Source organism: Stenotrophomonas sp. CC22-02 (assembly GCF_004365115.1).
Taxonomy (GTDB): Bacteria; Pseudomonadota; Gammaproteobacteria; order Xanthomonadales; family Xanthomonadaceae; genus Stenotrophomonas; species Stenotrophomonas forensis.
The window spans coordinates 1,728,280-1,744,275 of sequence record NZ_SOCO01000001.1; the positions used below are offsets into that span (position 1 = coordinate 1,728,280).

Here is a 15,996-nt window from a genome sequence, read left to right on the forward strand (position 1 = left end):
CGTCGCGCACCCTGAATGATATGATATAACATCGCCATTGAGGGCGCGATGGCTCGTGCCGCAGACCAACATCCGATGAGATCGATGGACCGGGGCATGAACAACGCATCCACCGCCAGGCCGGCGGCGCTGGTGGTCGCCAGCTTGGCCGCCGCACTCCAGCTCAACGCTCCGGCAATGGCGCAGGACGCCGGCGCTCCCGCCAGCCATGCCCAGGTCGACCGGCGATCCGAAACCGCCACGCTGGACAAGGTGATGGTCATTGGCAGCAACATCCGCGACGCCATTGGCGGCGGTGCCTCCCCGGTCATCGTGATCGACCGGGAGGCCATTGATCGAAGCGGGGTGCCCTCGTTGCAGCAGCTCTTCGAGAAGCTGCCGCAGAACTTCGGTGGCGGCGCCAACGGCGCCAATGTCGGCAACCTCGGCGTCGACCGCGACACCGGCAACAACTTCGGCCAGGGCACTGCCATCAACCTGCGCGGCCTCGGAACGGGCACCACGCTGACGCTGATCAACGGCCACCGTGTGACCTCCTCGAACCGCTATCAGTACGTCGACATCTCGCTGATTCCGCTGAGTGCCATCGAGCGCGTGGAGATCCTTACCGATGGTGCCTCTGCCATCTACGGCACCGACGCCGTCGGCGGTGTGGTCAACATCGTTTTGCGCCGGGATTTCACCGGCTATGAGACCTCGCTCCGATATGGCAGCGTCACCCGCGGCAACATGGACGAGTACCAGGCATCACAGTCCGCCGGCTGGTCCTGGGAGGGGGGCCATCTGATGGCCAGCTACGAGTTCCTGAAGCAGGCCCACCTCGCTGCGGTAGACAAGGACTTTTCCCGGAACGTTACAGTCAGGCCTTACGACATCTATCCCGGATCGAAGCGGCACAGCCTGTACCTGGATGGCGAGCAGGAACTCAGCGATGTGCTGACGCTCAACCTGACCGGCTCCTTTGCCAGGCGCGAGATGGACACCACCATTTCCGGAACCGCCGACGAAACCCGCCTGTTCCCGCATACGCGGCAGTTCGATGTGTTCGCCGGCCTTACCCTTGAGCTTCCGCGCCAGTGGCAGGCACGCCTGAATTCCGGATTCGGCAGGAGCGACGTCTCCTACGAGAGAACCACCATCTCGGGCAGTTCGGTCAGCACCGCACCGCCGACGGATACGAATTCCGAATCGCGCTATCTGGAAGTGATTGCCGACGGCGAGCTGTTCAATCTCCCGGCCGGCGGAGTGCGCGCGGCATTCGGTGCGGGCTACCGCCGAGATGGCTATGAACTGCTCGACCACCGCGGCCTCGAGAAGCCGGTGGATCTGCAGCGCACGATCCGCTCCGCCTTTGCTGAGCTCAATGTTCCGCTGCTCGCAGACACGCCTGGCGTTCGTCGCTTGTCACTGACTGCGGCCGCACGCTACGACAACTACAGCGATTTCGGCTCCACCCTCAATCCCAAGCTGGGCCTGCTGTGGGAGGCGACGGAAGGACTTTCATTCCGCACCAGCTACGGCCGCTCCTATCGTGCGCCGGTCTACCAGGACATGCAGCTGAACAACACCGTGGTGGTGGCCAAGGTACCCAACCCGAGCGCGGCCAGCGGAAGCACGGTGCTGATGATGCTCTCCAACGGCAACCCGGATCTGGGGCCTGAACGTGCCAAGACCTGGACGGGAGGCTTCTCGTTCGCGCCCCCATCACTGCCGGGCTTCAAGGTTGACGCGAACTACTATCACATCGAGTATGCCGACCGGATCGGCAGCGGCTTCGGTGGCAGCTTCCCGTCGCTGTTCCTGCAGTCCACCGCGCCCTATGCGGACCTGCTGACCGTCAACCCGACGCCGCAGCAGATCCAGCAGGCACGCCAGCTCGGCGCCTCCGGCCTGGGCCTGTTCGTATCGCGGGCAGGCCCTTATGCCCTGGCGCCAGGTACCGATGAAACCAGCAGCGAGGTCATCCTCGACAACCGCTTCCGCAACAACGCGTTCACTTCCCAACGCGGCGTCGATTTCAATGCCTCCTACGACTTCGACGCTGGCCAGACCCGCTTTGCGTTGAACCTTGCCGGCCAGTACATCATCGATTCCAAGCGCCGCGTGACCGCCACCTCGCCCGAGGTCGACGCGGTGAACACGGTGTACTTCCCGGTCGACCTGAAGGTGCGCGGTGGCCTCGCCATGAGCCACCGGCAGGTCGCCGGTGGGCTGTTCGTGAACTACGTGGACAGCTATCGCGATCCCGCCAACCGGGCCGACCCCCACGTCAGCTCGTGGACAACGGTCGACCTCAATCTCAGGTATGACTTCAGCGACTCTGCCGGCGCCGGACAGGGCACCTCGCTGGCCTTCAACGTGCAGAACCTGTTCGACAGGAACCCGCCGTTCATCGTCAACAGCATCAACACCGGTTTCGACCCGACCAATGCAACGGCGCTTGGCCGCTTCCTGTCCATGACGTTGACCCATCGCTGGTAGGACCCCGCCATGAGCGATGCCTCCCCCGCCTTCTCCAGATCCGCATCGGCCCTGCGCCAGACCCTGACCGTTGCCACGACCCAGCTGAAGCTGATGTGGCGCGAGCGGCGCCTGTTGTGGCTCGCGCTGACCCTGCTGCTGCTTGCGGGGGCGTCGGTTACCACGGGGGCAGCACGGCTGGCCCAGCAGGCCCAGGAGCGCCAGATCGTAGCGGAGCAGGAGGCAGGGCTGTGGGACAGCCAGGGCATGATCGATCCGCATGCCGCCGCGCACGTCGGCCGCGCCATTCCCGCGCCTGTGCGGCCGCTGGCGGCGCTTGACCCGGGCATCTCGGATTTCGTTGGCACGTCGGTATTCATTGAAGGCCATGCGCAGAACCCGGCCCGGCACCGCCCCATCGACGCCGGCGCCGCGCTCAGCCGCTTCGATGGCTTTTCCGCAGCATGGACGCTGCAGGTCGTGGCGCCCCTGCTGATCATCCTTGCCGGATTCGGCAGCCTCTCCGGCGATGTTGCCCGCGAAACCCTCCGCCAGGAGCTCGGCAGTGGCGCATCGGCCCATGTGCTGATCGGTGGCCGGCTGATCGCGTTGGCGACGGCGTCGCTGCTGCTGGTCCTTGCCCTGCTGGCGGTCAGCCTTCCGGGAATGGGCGGACACATCCTCGGCACGGCCGACATCATCGCGCTCGTTGCGATGGTCGCGGCGTACGCGCTTTATCTCCTGGTGTTCTGCGCCATCACCATCGGCGTCTCGGCGCGCTTCAGCGCAGCACGCACGTCCCTGGTGGTGCTGCTCGGCTTCTGGGTGGTGGCCACCCTGCTCGCGCCACGGGTGGCCCCCGCACTGGCCGAATCGCTGGATCCCACGCCTACTGCACCCGCGTTCCGGGCGGCGGTCACCGAGGACGCGGAGAACGGCGCCGATGGCCACGACCCAGCGGACAAGCGACTGGACGCGCTCAGAGCAGAGATGCTTGCACGCTACCAAGTGAGCGACGTGGACGATCTCCCGGTCAATTTCCGCGGTGTGGCGCTGGAGTTCGCTGAAGCGAATTCCAGCGAGACTTACAATCGCCACTTCGAACGCATCTACACCGCCTACCAGCGGCAGGAAACCACGCAACGCGCCTTCGCGGGGTTGTCCCCCACCCTCGCGCTGCAGGCCGCGTCACGGGCACTGGCCCGCACCGATTTCCCTGCACATCTGGCCTTCCTGCGGGGCGTCGAAGACTATCGTTACCGGCTGATCCAGGCACTCAACCTGGAAGTGAAACAGCACAAGGCAGTGAACGGCAGCAAGCATCTAGCCGATATTGCGACCCTTACCCGCTCCGTGGTGTACAGCCCACGGCAGCCGTCGCTGGGCCAGATCGCCGCGGCACAGTTGGTGAACGTCGCCATTCTGCTGACCTGGGTGCTGCTGGCGCTGGGGCTGGTGCTTACGTCAGCGCGGCATCTCGGAAGTGCCCCATGAGCAGCCTGTCGATCGCAGGGCATGAGATCCGTCGTCTGCTGCGTGACCGGGCCTTGCCAGTGCTGCTTGGCCTGCTGGTGGTGCTGGCGGCCTATGCAGCCTGGAATGGCAGTGCATGGGTGGGGCAGCGCGAGGCTGCCATCGGCTTGATCCACGCGGAAGAACAGGATGCCAGGGAGCGCAGCCGGGGGTTCGTTGGCAAGGCGCCGTCGGTACTGCCCCGGGTCCAGCCGGTGCTCCCTCCCGCCCCGATGGCGGCATTGTCGATTGGACAGGCCGAAGCCTACCCCTATACCGCCGACGTGGTTGCGCTGGGTGACCGTACCCGGCTGCTCAGGCATGTTTGGTCCGACATCGGCAATCCCGCCGTGCAGGCCGCTGGCCGATTCGACCTGGCCTTCGTCGTTGTGTTCCTGCTGCCCTTGGTCATCCTGGCGGCCACCTTCGACCTCTGGTCGCGCGAACGCGAACGCGGCATCACAGCGTTGGTCTTGTCACAGCCCATCGCGGCAGGGCGACTGATCGCGGTGAAGGCATCGGCCCGCGGCGCTATCGTGCTGCTGCCTGCACTGGCCATCATCGTTGCCGTTACCGCTGGGTCGGGTGCAACAAGCCCTTCCGGCCTGGTCGTGCTTGCCCTGATCGTGCTCGCCTACGGCAGCTTCTGGCTGGCGCTGGCAGTGCTTATCGGCTGTTTCGCCCGGCGCACCACCGAGGCCGCCATCGCCGCCGGCGCACTGTGGCTGCTGATCGTGGTCATGGCCCCGTCGCTGGTGCTGGCAGCGGTGAACCTGATGGTTCCGCCGCCCTCACAGATGCAGCTGGCAACCGCGCTGAAGGCGCAGCTGGCCGACACTGCCCGCCAGCAGCAGCTGCGCCACGCGGCAGAGCCGCCCGCCACGCGTTCGCCAGCGCCGCGCATTGCCGATGCCGCACGCGTGGCCTATGCCGATCTTGTCCAGGCCGATCAGGTCATCGCCCCCTTGATCGCCGCGCATGCAGAGGCAGAGGATGCGCGGCGCCAGTCACTGGACCGGGTGCGCCTGCTGCTGCCGTCGGTAGCAGTGCAGGATGCACTGGATCGCCTCGCCGGGTCGGACGCCGACCGGGCGCTTGCGTTCCAGCAGCAGGTTCTCGCCTACTGGCAGGCACGTCGGCAACTGCACAAGGACTATCTGGACCGTGACATGCCACAGACGCTGGCCGAGTATGACGCCCTGCCCCGTTTCGAATTCCAGGAAACAGCGGGTGCCCTGCAACGCGGTGTACTGATCGACCTGGCCGCGCTGGCCGTGGCCACCCTGCTACTGCTGATCGCGGCCGGGTTGCTGCGGCGTCGGCTGGGCACTCCCTGAGGTACATCACACATGCTGACTGCAACGCATCTGGTCAAGGAACACGGCACGCATCGGGCGCTGGATGATGTGAGCTTCACGGTGCGCCCCGGCGAGATCTTCTGCCTGCTGGGCGCAAACGGGGCCGGCAAGTCGACAACGATCAAGCTGTTCCTGGGCTTTCTTGAACCTACCTCCGGATCCGCCGAGGTTGATGGGCTCAGTGCCTGGCAGCGGCCACAGCAGGTGCGCCGGCGCCTGTTGTACATCCCGGAGAACGTGGCGCTGTATGACGAACTGACCGGCTATGAAAACCTGGATTACTTCGCGCGGCTGGCTGCGGTGGAGCAACGTTCGCCCGCACGGCTGAAGGACGCGCTCAGGTCCGCCGGGCTGGCGCCGGAGGCATTCGGGCGGCGCGTCGGGTTCTACTCCAAGGGCATGCGCCAGAAGGTGGGCATCGCGCTGGCCATCATCAAGGAAGCCGGGGCGTTGCTCCTTGATGAACCGACGTCCGGCCTGGACCCGACCGCTTCGGCCGAGTTCCATGAGTTGATCGTGCGCCAGCGTGACCGCGGCACGGCGATCCTGATGGCCACCCACGATCTGTTCCGTGCCCGCGAAGTGGCGACGACCATCGGATTGATGCAGGCCGGCAGGCTGCGCAGGACGCTGGATGCCAGCACGATCACCGCCAATGATCTTGAGAGCCTATACCTTGAGGAAATGAGCCGGAGCGCCTAGGCCACGCCGACCGCAGGCACGCCGGGTCGGCCCATCCAACGCCTGAGCCAGGCTTCGATGTTGACCTGGGGGCCGAAGATACCCAGCACCTGGGATGAGTGATCCGGGCTGACCCTGCGGATACCCGCGTCGGCCGATGCGCTGTCGATGTAGCCGCGCCGCGCCAGCAGGCCGTCCACCAGCAGGCCCCTGATGAACTGCTGATGCCGCTGGGTGACGGCGACCGAGTGATCGTCCAGGTAGCACTTCACCTTGCGCGAGAGCAGGGCCTGCGGCAGCAGGCCCTGCAGTGCACGACGCGCGATCGTCCTGTCCTCCGCGCCGGCCATCAGCAGGTGCAGCGGCAGACGGGCAAAGAGTTCGACCACAGGCTGTGCGCTGAGCGGTGACACCCCGTGCCAGCGCCCTGCGCCCTCGAACGGATCGAGCACACTGGTCGGGAAGATCATGCGCCCGATGTGAGCCAGCTTGTGCGGGGAGAGCCTGTGCCCCTGTGCACGTGCATGCCGCCACCAGGCAGGCGGCGTGCCATCCTGTTCAGAAGCATCCACTTTCACCCATTCGCACGGGTTGCCCCAGCGGCCATTGATGCTGCCTGGCCTCTTCAGCACGCCATGGACGAAGGCATCCTTGAATACCCCGAACAGCGAATCGCCCGACTGCGCGGTTTCGAACGCAACACGGAAGAAGTCGCGGTCGATCCCCCGTCGCCACGCGTAATCGATGGCAGCGGCATTGCCCTTGAAGCGCAGGAAGACCGCATCGCCGCCGACACCGGTGAACTGCACCGTATCTGCGTCGAAATCCACGTCGCGCCGATGCAGCAGGTAGCCCGAGCAATGTGCAGGACGAGCGGTTCGCGGGAAGTCCATGATCTCTTCCAGCGAGCAGTGCGGCTGCCGCTGGTACTCGACGAACTCGCAGCTTCGTCCCGAGGATTCACGGGCACCGGCAATGGCCATGCGCGCGAACATGCGCTCATCGGCACCAATGCCGGCATCGTAGTGATGGACGCACTTCACTTCCGGTGCGGAGGGCGCATGCAGCAGGCCGGCGAGGACAATGGAGGAGTCCAGCCCGCCGGACAGCTGAAGCTGGATGCATCGATGCTGGCTCGCCAGCGCACCGATGCAGCCCAGCAACGTTGCACGTGCCAGCTGCACGGCCTCCTCCAGATCTTCGATGGGCGCTTCACTGGCCTGCCGCACCACGTCCCATTGATAGTGCCGGCCAACCGGCTGGCCATCGCGGATAGTCACCGCCTCGCCCGCCTCCAGGGCGACGACCTCCTCGAATCCTGTCTGAAGGCCATCACGGAACGGGAACAGCAGCGAATAGGACAGGAACGACCAGTCGACGTTGAAGTCACCCAATCCCAGAAGCAGGCAGTCTTCCATGTTCGAAAAGACCACCGTCAGCTGATCGACCGTGGTCATGTAGCACGGAATCTCCGCCGTCGGGTCGCGCAGCACGAACCAGCTGGCGGTATCCGGCTGGTAGCCCAAGGCCACGTAGCGCCCCCAGTACTGCTCCACTAGGCTCCTGCCCTGCGTACTGCAGGCGGTCGTGCCCGCCGCAGCATCGGGAACTACCTGGGCAGGAACGGTATCGGCGCCGAACACCTTGTGGAACAGCTTGCCGAGTACTACCAGCGGGCCGGACTGGCTGTACTCGAAGTAGCCAGGATTGTCAGTCTGGGCATAGATGGCACCGCCACTGCCATTCATCACGCATGCGATTCCGGGGCGGCCCACCTCGATCCGTTCCATGGCCTGCAGCGCCTGCGCACGGGCAGATTCGGAATGATCGTTCCAGAACACAGCGACATATCGGTACATGGATCAGGCCGGCTGCAGCACCAGGATGGGCGTCATCCGGCGCAGGTTGAAAGGGATGTCGGTCAGGACACGGTCGCCGTGCTGCAACCAGCAATGCGCCGCAAACGGCTGGGTCCGCACCGCGAACACCCACGCGGGAACGATGCCGTACGACCCCAGGAACTCGCGCATGGCCAGGCAGTACAGGAAGCACTCATCGGTCTTCCTGAAGGCGATCGGTCGCAGCCAATCGAATACCCGAACCAGGAGGGCCAACTGCTGCAGGTCCACCTCGCCCGGCGTGGATGCCTGACCACGCCGGCGCGCTGCCGAAACCGTGTAGCTGAAAGGCAGGAACATCCTGCTGCATGCCGCACGCGTGACCGAGGCTAAGAAGCGGCGCACATCGCGGGCAGTGATCGGTGGACATCCCCGGGACTCGCCCTCGCGCACCCAGTGCCGGGGCAACGCGATTGCGGCGCTTGCTGCGGATTTTCCGCGCAGCGGATCCTGGGTGATCAGGCGCCGATCAATCAGCGACTGGAGCATCCTCGGCCTGGGCACTCCGTCGGAGGCCAGGGGCCAGTCCTGCACCACGCCGCCAAGCCCCGCCGCCCAGCGCCGATCGATGGAGAGATAGCTGCCGGAGGCCTGGTCAAGAATGACCATCGCGTCACCGGTCACACAGACATGCGCGTGCTTCGAAAGGAAGTATGGAGCTTCAGGCTGGTCCATCGCGAGCGTGATCTCATGCTGCTGCAGGCATCAGAGCGGTGCATGCGGGGGCATGCACCGCAGGTCATGCATGGTGCGATGGATCAGGGTGAGGTGGTCGGGAAGACGCCATCCCACAACGTGCCGTGGTTGTGCGCCTTCGTTTCGGAAACCACCGAGCCCAGCTCGATCAGTTCACCCTGGTCTTCGTGATTCTGCTCTCCAGCCACTACGCCCAGCTCAATCAGTTCGTTCATGAACATCTCCTCTAGTTAGTGGGTGCACCCACGCAATGCAGTGGATGCACAGCGGCCAAGCCGGCGTCGCCCTGCGTTGTTCAGCACGATTGCCGCCAAGGCACGCAAATGTTACGATATAACATATTATTTTGGTGTGACGGCCGACCGGATCGGACGTCGCTGCAGCGACTCCCACGAGAGCGAGATGGATGCCCACCGACATCAATGACGATGGCCTTGATCCCACCCTTCTGCTGAAGGGCCTGTTTCCGCTGCCGAAATTCATCCGCTTCGTCAGGGAGCGTTGCCCGCCAGGACGCTTTGATGAAGCGACGCTGGTGGAGGAATGGCGGAACGCCCGCGCCCTAGTGCGTCGCCTTCATCAGGACGAAGCAGACGCCGCCGATGCCATGGACGCCCTTGCCCTGCCCGAAGAGATGCAGCCATTGGCGGAGCAGGCCCTCCGCCAGCCCTCGATGCACCGCATGACGAGCGTGGTGTCCCGCTGCTGGCAGATGGTGGAGATCGATCGGCTGGTGGTCTTCCAGGAGTGCATCAACCTGCGCCACATCGATCAGCTGGCGGCGGCCACGGCCGCGTCACCCGATGCACGGGAGATCATGGAGCTGGTGGCGCGAAGTGGACGCCATGCACATCCGGATGTGCGCTTTACCCAGTCCGATGGCAGCTACACATTCGCCTCTGCGTCCAACGACCTGAGGTTTCTGGACGTGGCGGCGATCGACCCTCGCTGCATCGCCGATTACGAGCCGTTCGGCGCGGCCAGCCACGCCCTTGTCATCTATCTCGGTTTCAGCGACAACCTCATCAGCGCAACGCGCATTGGCCGCCGGATCATTCTGACCAATGGCTCGCACCGTCTGTACCTGCTGCGCAGGCTCGGCTTCCGCTATGCCCCCTGCCTGGTGACCGATGCGTCCGACAGCGATCTGTCCGACGTACTGTTGCCAGCAGCGGTCAAGCAGGATCGGCAGTTCTATCTGGGCGCTTCGCGACCGCCGATGTTTAAGGATTACCTGGATCCGAGCCTGACCTGCACCGTGCCGGTCACACGCAAGCACTATGCGCTCAGGGCCAAGCTGGATTTGCAGAGGATCACGGTTCCCTCTCTCTAGCGATTACCGCTTCAGATCAAAGAAACCATGCTGTTAGAAGCGGGGTTGATGCCCCTGCCAAGATGGGCGTCAACCAATGGATGGTCCCCGTCACCAGCCTCAGTCTCGAGAGGATGGCGGCTATCCGCGCTCCCACGATAACGCGCCCTTATCGGCACGTTGAAGGATGGCGCAGTCCTAAAAACGCGCGTTCGCCCTGGCATCGTGGAACACCCACGGCCGTGACATCCCCCTCACTGCAGGCTGTGGCTGTTGGTCGCTACTTGATGAGGTCAATGGCTGAGCGGGGCCATCGGAAAGCCGAGTTAGTGCAATTTCTAAGTCTGTGTAAGGGCAATTACAAAGTATCTACGTGGCAAATTTTTCGCAATTTATTCTATTGCAATCAATGCTTTAGGCCTATTGCAGGCGATGGCACGCACAGGTAGAGTCGGCGGTGCGCGACAGTGCGCGCCTGACCGCGACTGAGCACGGCACATGTCCGAAGACTCGCTCGAGACGAAATACCTGCGTACCTTCGGTGCCGTCCTCTCTGCTGCTCAGACGGCACGGGTTCTGGGTTACAAGAACACTGCGTCCCTAGCTAAGGCGCGTGCACGGGGGTCTCTGCCCTTCCAGATGTTTCTGTTGCCCAGGCGACGTGGATGGTTCGCTGACACTGTCGATGTAGCGGCCTTCGTCGGTTCCGCGAAGGCATCATCCGGGGGCTAATTGCCCTTCAACCCGTCAGGTTTACCCAAATATGAGCTGACACCGCCTCTCTGAACCCCGGAAATGGAAATGCCCCCGTTCCAGCGGGGGCATTTGCCTCTCGATAGAGCGAGAGGTTGAAAGCACTAGACGTCAGTGAGTTTAGGCTCCGGCATTTCCTCCGCAAAGTCAAGCCGCCAGTGATGGACGGCCAGACGGTCATTGCTTTCACACACGGCGGCAGCTGCCGCCGTGCGGGAAGGTTTCGACCTGATCGGCCCCTTTCTTCGCGGCATGGCTCCAAAGAGCACTTCAGCCGGAGAAAACAATGTCCTTAGGAGCAACCTACCCGGGAGCTTTCGACACCAGCCGGGGCAACTATCGCAGCCCACGCCGCACCAGCACTTCTGGGACTGCTTGCTGTGGCCATCGAAATCGGCTCGTGATCATTCCGAGCTGCATCTCGCGCCAACATTCGGTAGTGACTGTCGCGAGCGATGGCAATCATCGCAGCGCCCAGTGCGCGCCCACTAACGATCAGTCAAGGTGCCGAACCTGTGTCGCTTCTTCGGCTGCTGGGTCCCGTGCTGACCACCAGCTGCCCACTCAGCGGGAGGAGCGTCATGAATAGCCCTCCCAGCCTGCCAACTGCTGCGTTGGGTGGCTCGCCCTTACTGAGCACGCAGGCGTATGCACCCCGGCCGCTTGCACGTGCTGAATACACGAGACTGGACACGTACAACTACCACTCACCAAGGAATGATCACCGCCTAGTGACCGTCGTCGAGCCATGTCGCTTGGCCTTGGCGCTGGACCTGGAATTTGACCCTAGCGTCGCAGCTTATGTCGAGCGCCCTCGTACTCTACTGGTGCGTGACCGCATGATTGAGCTCTGCTTCTGGGTCTCCAGGAAATCTGGCGCCGAGAGCTTCATCGTATTCCGAAGGCAGGCCGTCGCGAGCGTTCCGGCACTTCGCGCCGAGCAGCAGTTCTGCTCTGAGCTATTGGAAGCTTCACAGCGTGCGGGCCTGAACCTGGTGATTCGGAAGGTCCAGTCCATTTTGGCGTCGCGGGTGGCCAATGCAACGCGACTGGAACTGTTGCCCTACGTCCAGGCAGCGAGACGATCGCGAGGAGTCACTGTCTTTGTTGAGGCGGTGATGACCCACATGAGAAAGAATCCCGTGAGCTCATTCCATGCAATCGAGACAAGCCTTCGAACAACGTTCGACTGGCGTGATATTCGCAGTGCGACATGTCTTCTTGTGCATCGTGGCGATCTTGAGATCAACTTCAATGAGAGGCTCCGGACGTCGTCATCAGTTTCGCTGGGAGCAGCCCAATGAGCGGGGTAAGTCGCGAAGACTTACTGTCCTGGGATGCTGTTAGTCCCAAAGGGTTGACGGCAGGACAGCTAAAGTCCTACGAGACTCGCGTTGAGGCAGTTCACTCCGTCGCCGCCGGTTCGTCAATTGCCTCAGCTGCGAAACGTCACGGACTCAACGCGAAGACGCTTGCATTGACAATTCGAAATGCACAGCAAACTTCGCCGGATGGGCGGCCTTGGGGTTGGCGCGCCTGCTTACCCTACAAGGTACGGAATGCCAGCGAAAGGGTTGCCGAAGACTTTCCTGTTGCCGCAGGACCGGGAGCATTCAATGCGTTCCTAAGAAAACTCCCAGAGTTCAAAGAGCTGCTCATCAGCTACGCTGGCCCACTGCCTTCGAGAAATGAGCGCAGCCCCAAGTTTGATCGCTTCTTCAAATCACTGAAGAAGACTGTGCACAAGTCGGTTCCGGCTGATCGCTATCCAGCAAACGATAAGTCGTGCGCGAGGAGAAGCATCCTGCAGTACCTGAAACGACTGCGTCAAGGTTCTCTGTTTGTAGATGATGGCTTCGATATAGAGGATGCAACACTCGCCAGCCAGCTGAACGAGGTGTTTGCACTTCAGATGGGGGATTGGGTGCAGTTCGATGGGCACGCACTGGACACGAAGTTCAATGTTGAAGGCGAGGACGCTGACGGAAACCCGTTCTTCCAAACGGTCCCAAAGACCTGGCTGATAGTCGGCTACTTCGCGTTACTGAGGCTCTGCTGCAGCTGGAGGCTTTCGTTCGCCACCAATTACAACGGAACCGAGTTCAACGCGGCATGCGCGGATAGCTTGAGGGAGTGGCTCGTTCGTGACCTTGTTGCGCCCTCCATGAACTATGAGCCAGGGGCGTGCATCGGATCCTCGTCCGCCATTGGATTTGTCGCGACGGGGGCAATTACGAGTGTAGACAATGCAATGGCTCACAAGTTGCGGGTCAATAGGGTGCGGATGGCATCCGAGCTGATGGGTGTTATCCACTTTGGGTATGGCCATGTTCCTGAGACACGTGGCCATCTGGAGGCTTGGAACAAGCGTATAGAAGAAGCGGTGATTCGAAAGCTGCCGGGTGGATTCCGGCCAGCGGGTGAGCTATCAGAAGCGACCAGAACGAATGGCTACAAGTTCGAGGACTTCCCACTACAGCCAACGGCGCTCGAAGATCTCATGGATGTCACGATCTCGGCTTCGAACATATCGCCGATTAACACGCTCCAGAATCGCGCGCCAGTGCAGGCACTACAGTCGTTTGCCGCCTCTGGCGGATGGCTGTTCGCTACAAAGGATCACGAAGAACGGGCTCGGTCACTTTCCAAGCACAATTTCACCGTAACCATTCGGGGAGATCGGCGTGAAGGGCGTCAGCCCTATGCGCAATATGAACACGCTAGGTATAGATCTGCCTCCATGAAGAACAGGTGGGACTTGTTAGGCCAGACTTTCGCGGCAGAAGTCGACATCCACGATGGAAGGTTCTTGTATCTATACACCGAGTCAGGAGAGCTGTTCGTAGTCCTCAGGGCGCTCCGGCCCTGGGGCCGCTCACCGCATAGCATCGCGCTTAGACGCTTGATCCAGCGCCGAAGCCAAACAGATGGCTTCGAGATCAACGGTGCAGAAGACGCGGTTATCGCGTACAGGAAGCATGTAAAAAAGACCTTCAGCTCAGAGCACGGCGCTGCGCTTGCAGCAACGCGACACTGGCGGGATCTCGATGCGCCATGTGAGGCCGTTCCGGTGGCTCAGGAAGTGGCACTGTCTGTGGCCGAGATCGCCCAACAGCGAATGCCTGCAGAGGACTTGTTCGTACCCATCACCGGCCGGGTCAACCTGGGAAGGAAAGGGGCAAAGAAATGACCACGTTCAACTACAAAGGAGAGCCCATCATCCCGACCCTAGGTATGGAAGATGCGCTCACCAAGATCATCTCTGCACTTGAGGTGGACTACCGCGGTATCGGCTTTCATTCGCTCACACGGTTTGGGAAAAGTACCCTCGCGCAATTCATCTGCGCTAATACCGAATGGACCGAGTATAAGTACGTGGCCAGGCAGGCAAACCTCCGCGTGCTTGGTCCTGGAGAGTCCGCATTCCTAGACTGGTTCATTTCACAGCTTGGTTCACAGGTGATTTCGCACCAGTCTGCTGATCGCAAGATCGAGAGGATCGTGAATACCGTTGATCTGATGCTTAGGTCGGCGGGCGGCGGATCGCTATTCTTTATTGCCGATGATGCAAACCTGCTGGAGCAAGCCGCCTTTCAACACTTCATCACGATAGACAACGCGCTGGAGAAGAAAGGTATCTCACTCTTTGTCATCTTCTTGTTTCAGGACAATCACACCTCAAGTCGGCGCGAGGAGATCAATAGAACCACGGTCACGCCTCAGGTCCGTGGACGCTTCTTGACCCGCTACCACCGCCTGCATGGCATCCGAGGTGCCTTAGACGTTGAGACGTTCTTGGAGCGCTTCGAGGACGAGGTAGATGTTAGCCCAGGGGCCGGGGTTACCTTGCCCAGGAGCCTCGCGCCAGAGCTCTACGACGGGGACTTTCGCTTACGGCATTTCAGTGAGCAGATCTGGAATGCCGGCTGCAGCTTTCGTGCTGCCGCCGGGCACTCCGGTCAAGATGAGTGGCCTCTAAAGGCTATGCGCCTCATTGCGTATTACTTGGCGACCAGAGTGATCTGCAGAAGTGGCTTCAAAGAGGTCACATCCAGTGACATTGAAATGTCGGTTGCCTTCTCAGATCTTGCTGCTTTTGATGGCGAATCGGGAGCGCTGACTTTCACAGCAGATGGAGGCTTCAATGGATAGCGGCAGCGAAGTCAGAGCCGTAGCCCACCTACCACCAGCGTGGATCACTGGCATATCTCCGTTCGGATTCGTTGTTCAGACGCTGAGATTCAATAGCCTTTATTGCAGTGATGGACATGCTGCGTTGGGCATCCGCCCAAGGTACAGCGAGGATTTGTGTCGTCAGCTCTGTCTCTCCGCAAAGGCCAGAACTTCGATTGCGACAAGAGTTCCTGCTGCATCTATCCTCGCCCCACTGTGGCAGCCAACTGCTTGGCAAGTATTCAGCGGTTCTGCGATGCACTGGCGTCCGTACCTGTCAGGGTGCACTGAGTGCATGAAAACTGGGTATCACTCGATGTTGTTCCAGATGCCTTGGGTCAACCGGTGTCCGTGGCACTCGCAACCCCTCAGATCCGAGTGCGAGCATTGCTCCAGGCCCCTATGGCATGGCTTTCGCTCCGATGCCTCTCCCCTGCTTTGTCCATGCGGGCATGACCCGGTTTCGAGCCGGAACACCATTGACGAAGAAGGTAAGATCGAGGCCCTTCGTGCCAGCTGGATCAAGCGATACCTGCGCTGGGCCGGGGCCAGTCGAGTTCGGCGAACCCTTGTCGGGGTGGGGGATGATCTGGCGTCCGCCGAGGAGGCGGCAGTCCTGTTCCGCGGCAGGGCCTACCCCTGGTACCGACCGCACCAGGCCTCGTCGGATGTGCTCGTCAGAACGTCTACCGTACGTCATGGCGAATCCGTCGAAGCACGTTCTCAGAAGGCAGAGTTCTCGCGCCTTGCCCCGTCCATGGGACCGGGTCGTGACTTCTTTCTTGAGCTTCCTCAGGCGTTTGAAAGACCGATGGCGCGGGTGACGGCTTCAGTTGCGGCAAAGTTCCGCGAGTCGAGCTTCTCGGCACGTGAGCGAGCCTGCCTAGGCTTGCCTGGGACCTCTGAAGGTGGGCGGCCATTCTCCCGCGCCTCGATTGTCTTGCTCCCCGCCTACAGGGTCCGCGAGCAGCTGTTCCTGGACGGCCGTGTACTAGGTCGGCCCACACAGGCGGTGCTAAGGGAGATCGCCCAGGCAACGTCCATCCTCTCCCCTGACAACCCTTCGATCGCAGCCTTCGCGCGAGCATACGAGCGGGTGCTGGGCCGCGGCTTCGCGTGCTCCGCCCTTCACTTGCTCGGCCGGCTTGACGGC

General features: G+C 62.1%; 11 protein-coding genes. 8 read left to right on the plus strand and 3 right to left on the minus strand.

Translation table 11 applies throughout. The features are described 5' to 3' along the window. The first annotated feature begins 96 nt into the window (after positions 1-96). Genes N440_RS08085 through N440_RS08100 form a run of 4 tightly spaced genes read left to right on the plus strand, consistent with a single transcriptional unit; the run spans position 97 to position 6,032 of the window. A complete protein-coding gene (locus tag N440_RS08085; protein WP_133934673.1) occupies positions 97-2,481 on the plus strand; it encodes a TonB-dependent receptor in 2,385 nt (794 codons plus the stop codon). Positions 2,482-2,490: 9 nt separating this feature from the next. Next, complete coding sequence (locus N440_RS08090; RefSeq protein WP_133934674.1) at positions 2,491-3,954, plus strand: DUF3526 domain-containing protein; 1,464 nt, start codon at positions 2,491-2,493, stop codon at positions 3,952-3,954. Next, positions 3,951-5,309, plus strand: coding sequence for an ABC transporter permease subunit (locus N440_RS08095; protein ID WP_133934675.1), 1,359 nt, complete (start codon positions 3,951-3,953; stop codon positions 5,307-5,309). Before N440_RS08090 ends, N440_RS08095 begins: the two co-directional genes overlap by 4 nt. A 12-nt stretch (positions 5,310-5,321) precedes the next feature. Then, the gene (locus tag N440_RS08100) at positions 5,322-6,032 is read left to right on the plus strand and encodes an ATP-binding cassette domain-containing protein (protein ID WP_053449737.1); all 711 of its coding nucleotides are present in this window, start codon (positions 5,322-5,324) and stop codon (positions 6,030-6,032) included. Here N440_RS08100 and N440_RS08105 read toward each other — a convergent pair. The 3 genes from N440_RS08105 to N440_RS20340 all read right to left on the minus strand — a co-directional run bounded on the left by N440_RS08105 (position 6,029) and on the right by N440_RS20340 (position 8,820). Beyond that, a complete protein-coding gene (locus N440_RS08105; RefSeq protein WP_133934676.1) occupies positions 6,029-7,870 on the minus strand; it encodes an asparagine synthase-related protein in 1,842 nt (613 codons plus the stop codon). The two genes, N440_RS08100 and N440_RS08105, sit on opposite strands and share 4 nt — an antisense overlap. Before the next feature lie 3 nt (positions 7,871-7,873). Then, positions 7,874-8,584, minus strand: a complete 711-nt coding sequence (locus N440_RS08110; protein WP_133934677.1) for a lasso peptide biosynthesis B2 protein — start codon at positions 8,582-8,584, stop codon at positions 7,874-7,876. 83 nt (positions 8,585-8,667) lie between these two features. Further along, a complete protein-coding gene (locus N440_RS20340) occupies positions 8,668-8,820 on the minus strand; it encodes a hypothetical protein (protein WP_162292569.1) in 153 nt (50 codons plus the stop codon). Positions 8,821-9,011: 191 nt separating this feature from the next. Between N440_RS20340 and N440_RS08115 the strand changes: the two genes are divergently transcribed. The 4 genes from N440_RS08115 (at position 9,012) to N440_RS08130 (ending at position 14,822) form a co-directional block, all read left to right on the plus strand. Next, a complete protein-coding gene (locus tag N440_RS08115) occupies positions 9,012-9,938 on the plus strand; it encodes a hypothetical protein (protein ID WP_133934678.1) in 927 nt (308 codons plus the stop codon). Between the two features lie 1,463 nt (positions 9,939-11,401). After that, positions 11,402-11,974 carry a hypothetical protein gene (locus tag N440_RS08120; protein ID WP_133934679.1) on the plus strand — a complete coding sequence of 191 codons (573 nt, stop codon included), beginning with the start codon at positions 11,402-11,404 and terminating at the stop codon, positions 11,972-11,974. Then, positions 11,971-13,860, plus strand: coding sequence for a hypothetical protein (locus tag N440_RS08125; RefSeq protein ID WP_133934680.1), 1,890 nt, complete (start codon positions 11,971-11,973; stop codon positions 13,858-13,860). Before N440_RS08120 ends, N440_RS08125 begins: the two co-directional genes overlap by 4 nt. After that, positions 13,857-14,822 (plus strand): hypothetical protein, encoded by a 966-nt coding sequence (locus tag N440_RS08130; RefSeq protein WP_133934681.1) that lies wholly within the window; start codon positions 13,857-13,859, stop codon positions 14,820-14,822. The genes N440_RS08125 and N440_RS08130 overlap by 4 nt, the downstream gene beginning before the upstream one ends. The last annotated feature ends 1,174 nt before the right edge of the window (positions 14,823-15,996 follow it).

Coding starts and splice junctions, on each gene's coding strand:
- N440_RS08085 (WP_133934673.1), top strand. CDS start 97: ATGAACAACGCATCCACCGCCAGGCCGGCGGCGCTGGTGGTCGCCAGC.
- N440_RS08090 (WP_133934674.1), top strand. CDS start 2,491: ATGAGCGATGCCTCCCCCGCCTTCTCCAGATCCGCATCGGCCCTGCGC.
- N440_RS08095 (WP_133934675.1), top strand. CDS start 3,951: ATGAGCAGCCTGTCGATCGCAGGGCATGAGATCCGTCGTCTGCTGCGT.
- N440_RS08100 (WP_053449737.1), top strand. CDS start 5,322: ATGCTGACTGCAACGCATCTGGTCAAGGAACACGGCACGCATCGGGCG.
- N440_RS08105 (WP_133934676.1), bottom strand. CDS start 7,870: ATGTACCGATATGTCGCTGTGTTCTGGAACGATCATTCCGAATCTGCC.
- N440_RS08110 (WP_133934677.1), bottom strand. CDS start 8,584: ATGGACCAGCCTGAAGCTCCATACTTCCTTTCGAAGCACGCGCATGTC.
- N440_RS20340 (WP_162292569.1), bottom strand. CDS start 8,820: ATGAACGAACTGATTGAGCTGGGCGTAGTGGCTGGAGAGCAGAATCAC.
- N440_RS08115 (WP_133934678.1), top strand. CDS start 9,012: ATGCCCACCGACATCAATGACGATGGCCTTGATCCCACCCTTCTGCTG.
- N440_RS08125 (WP_133934680.1), top strand. CDS start 11,971: ATGAGCGGGGTAAGTCGCGAAGACTTACTGTCCTGGGATGCTGTTAGT.
- N440_RS08130 (WP_133934681.1), top strand. CDS start 13,857: ATGACCACGTTCAACTACAAAGGAGAGCCCATCATCCCGACCCTAGGT.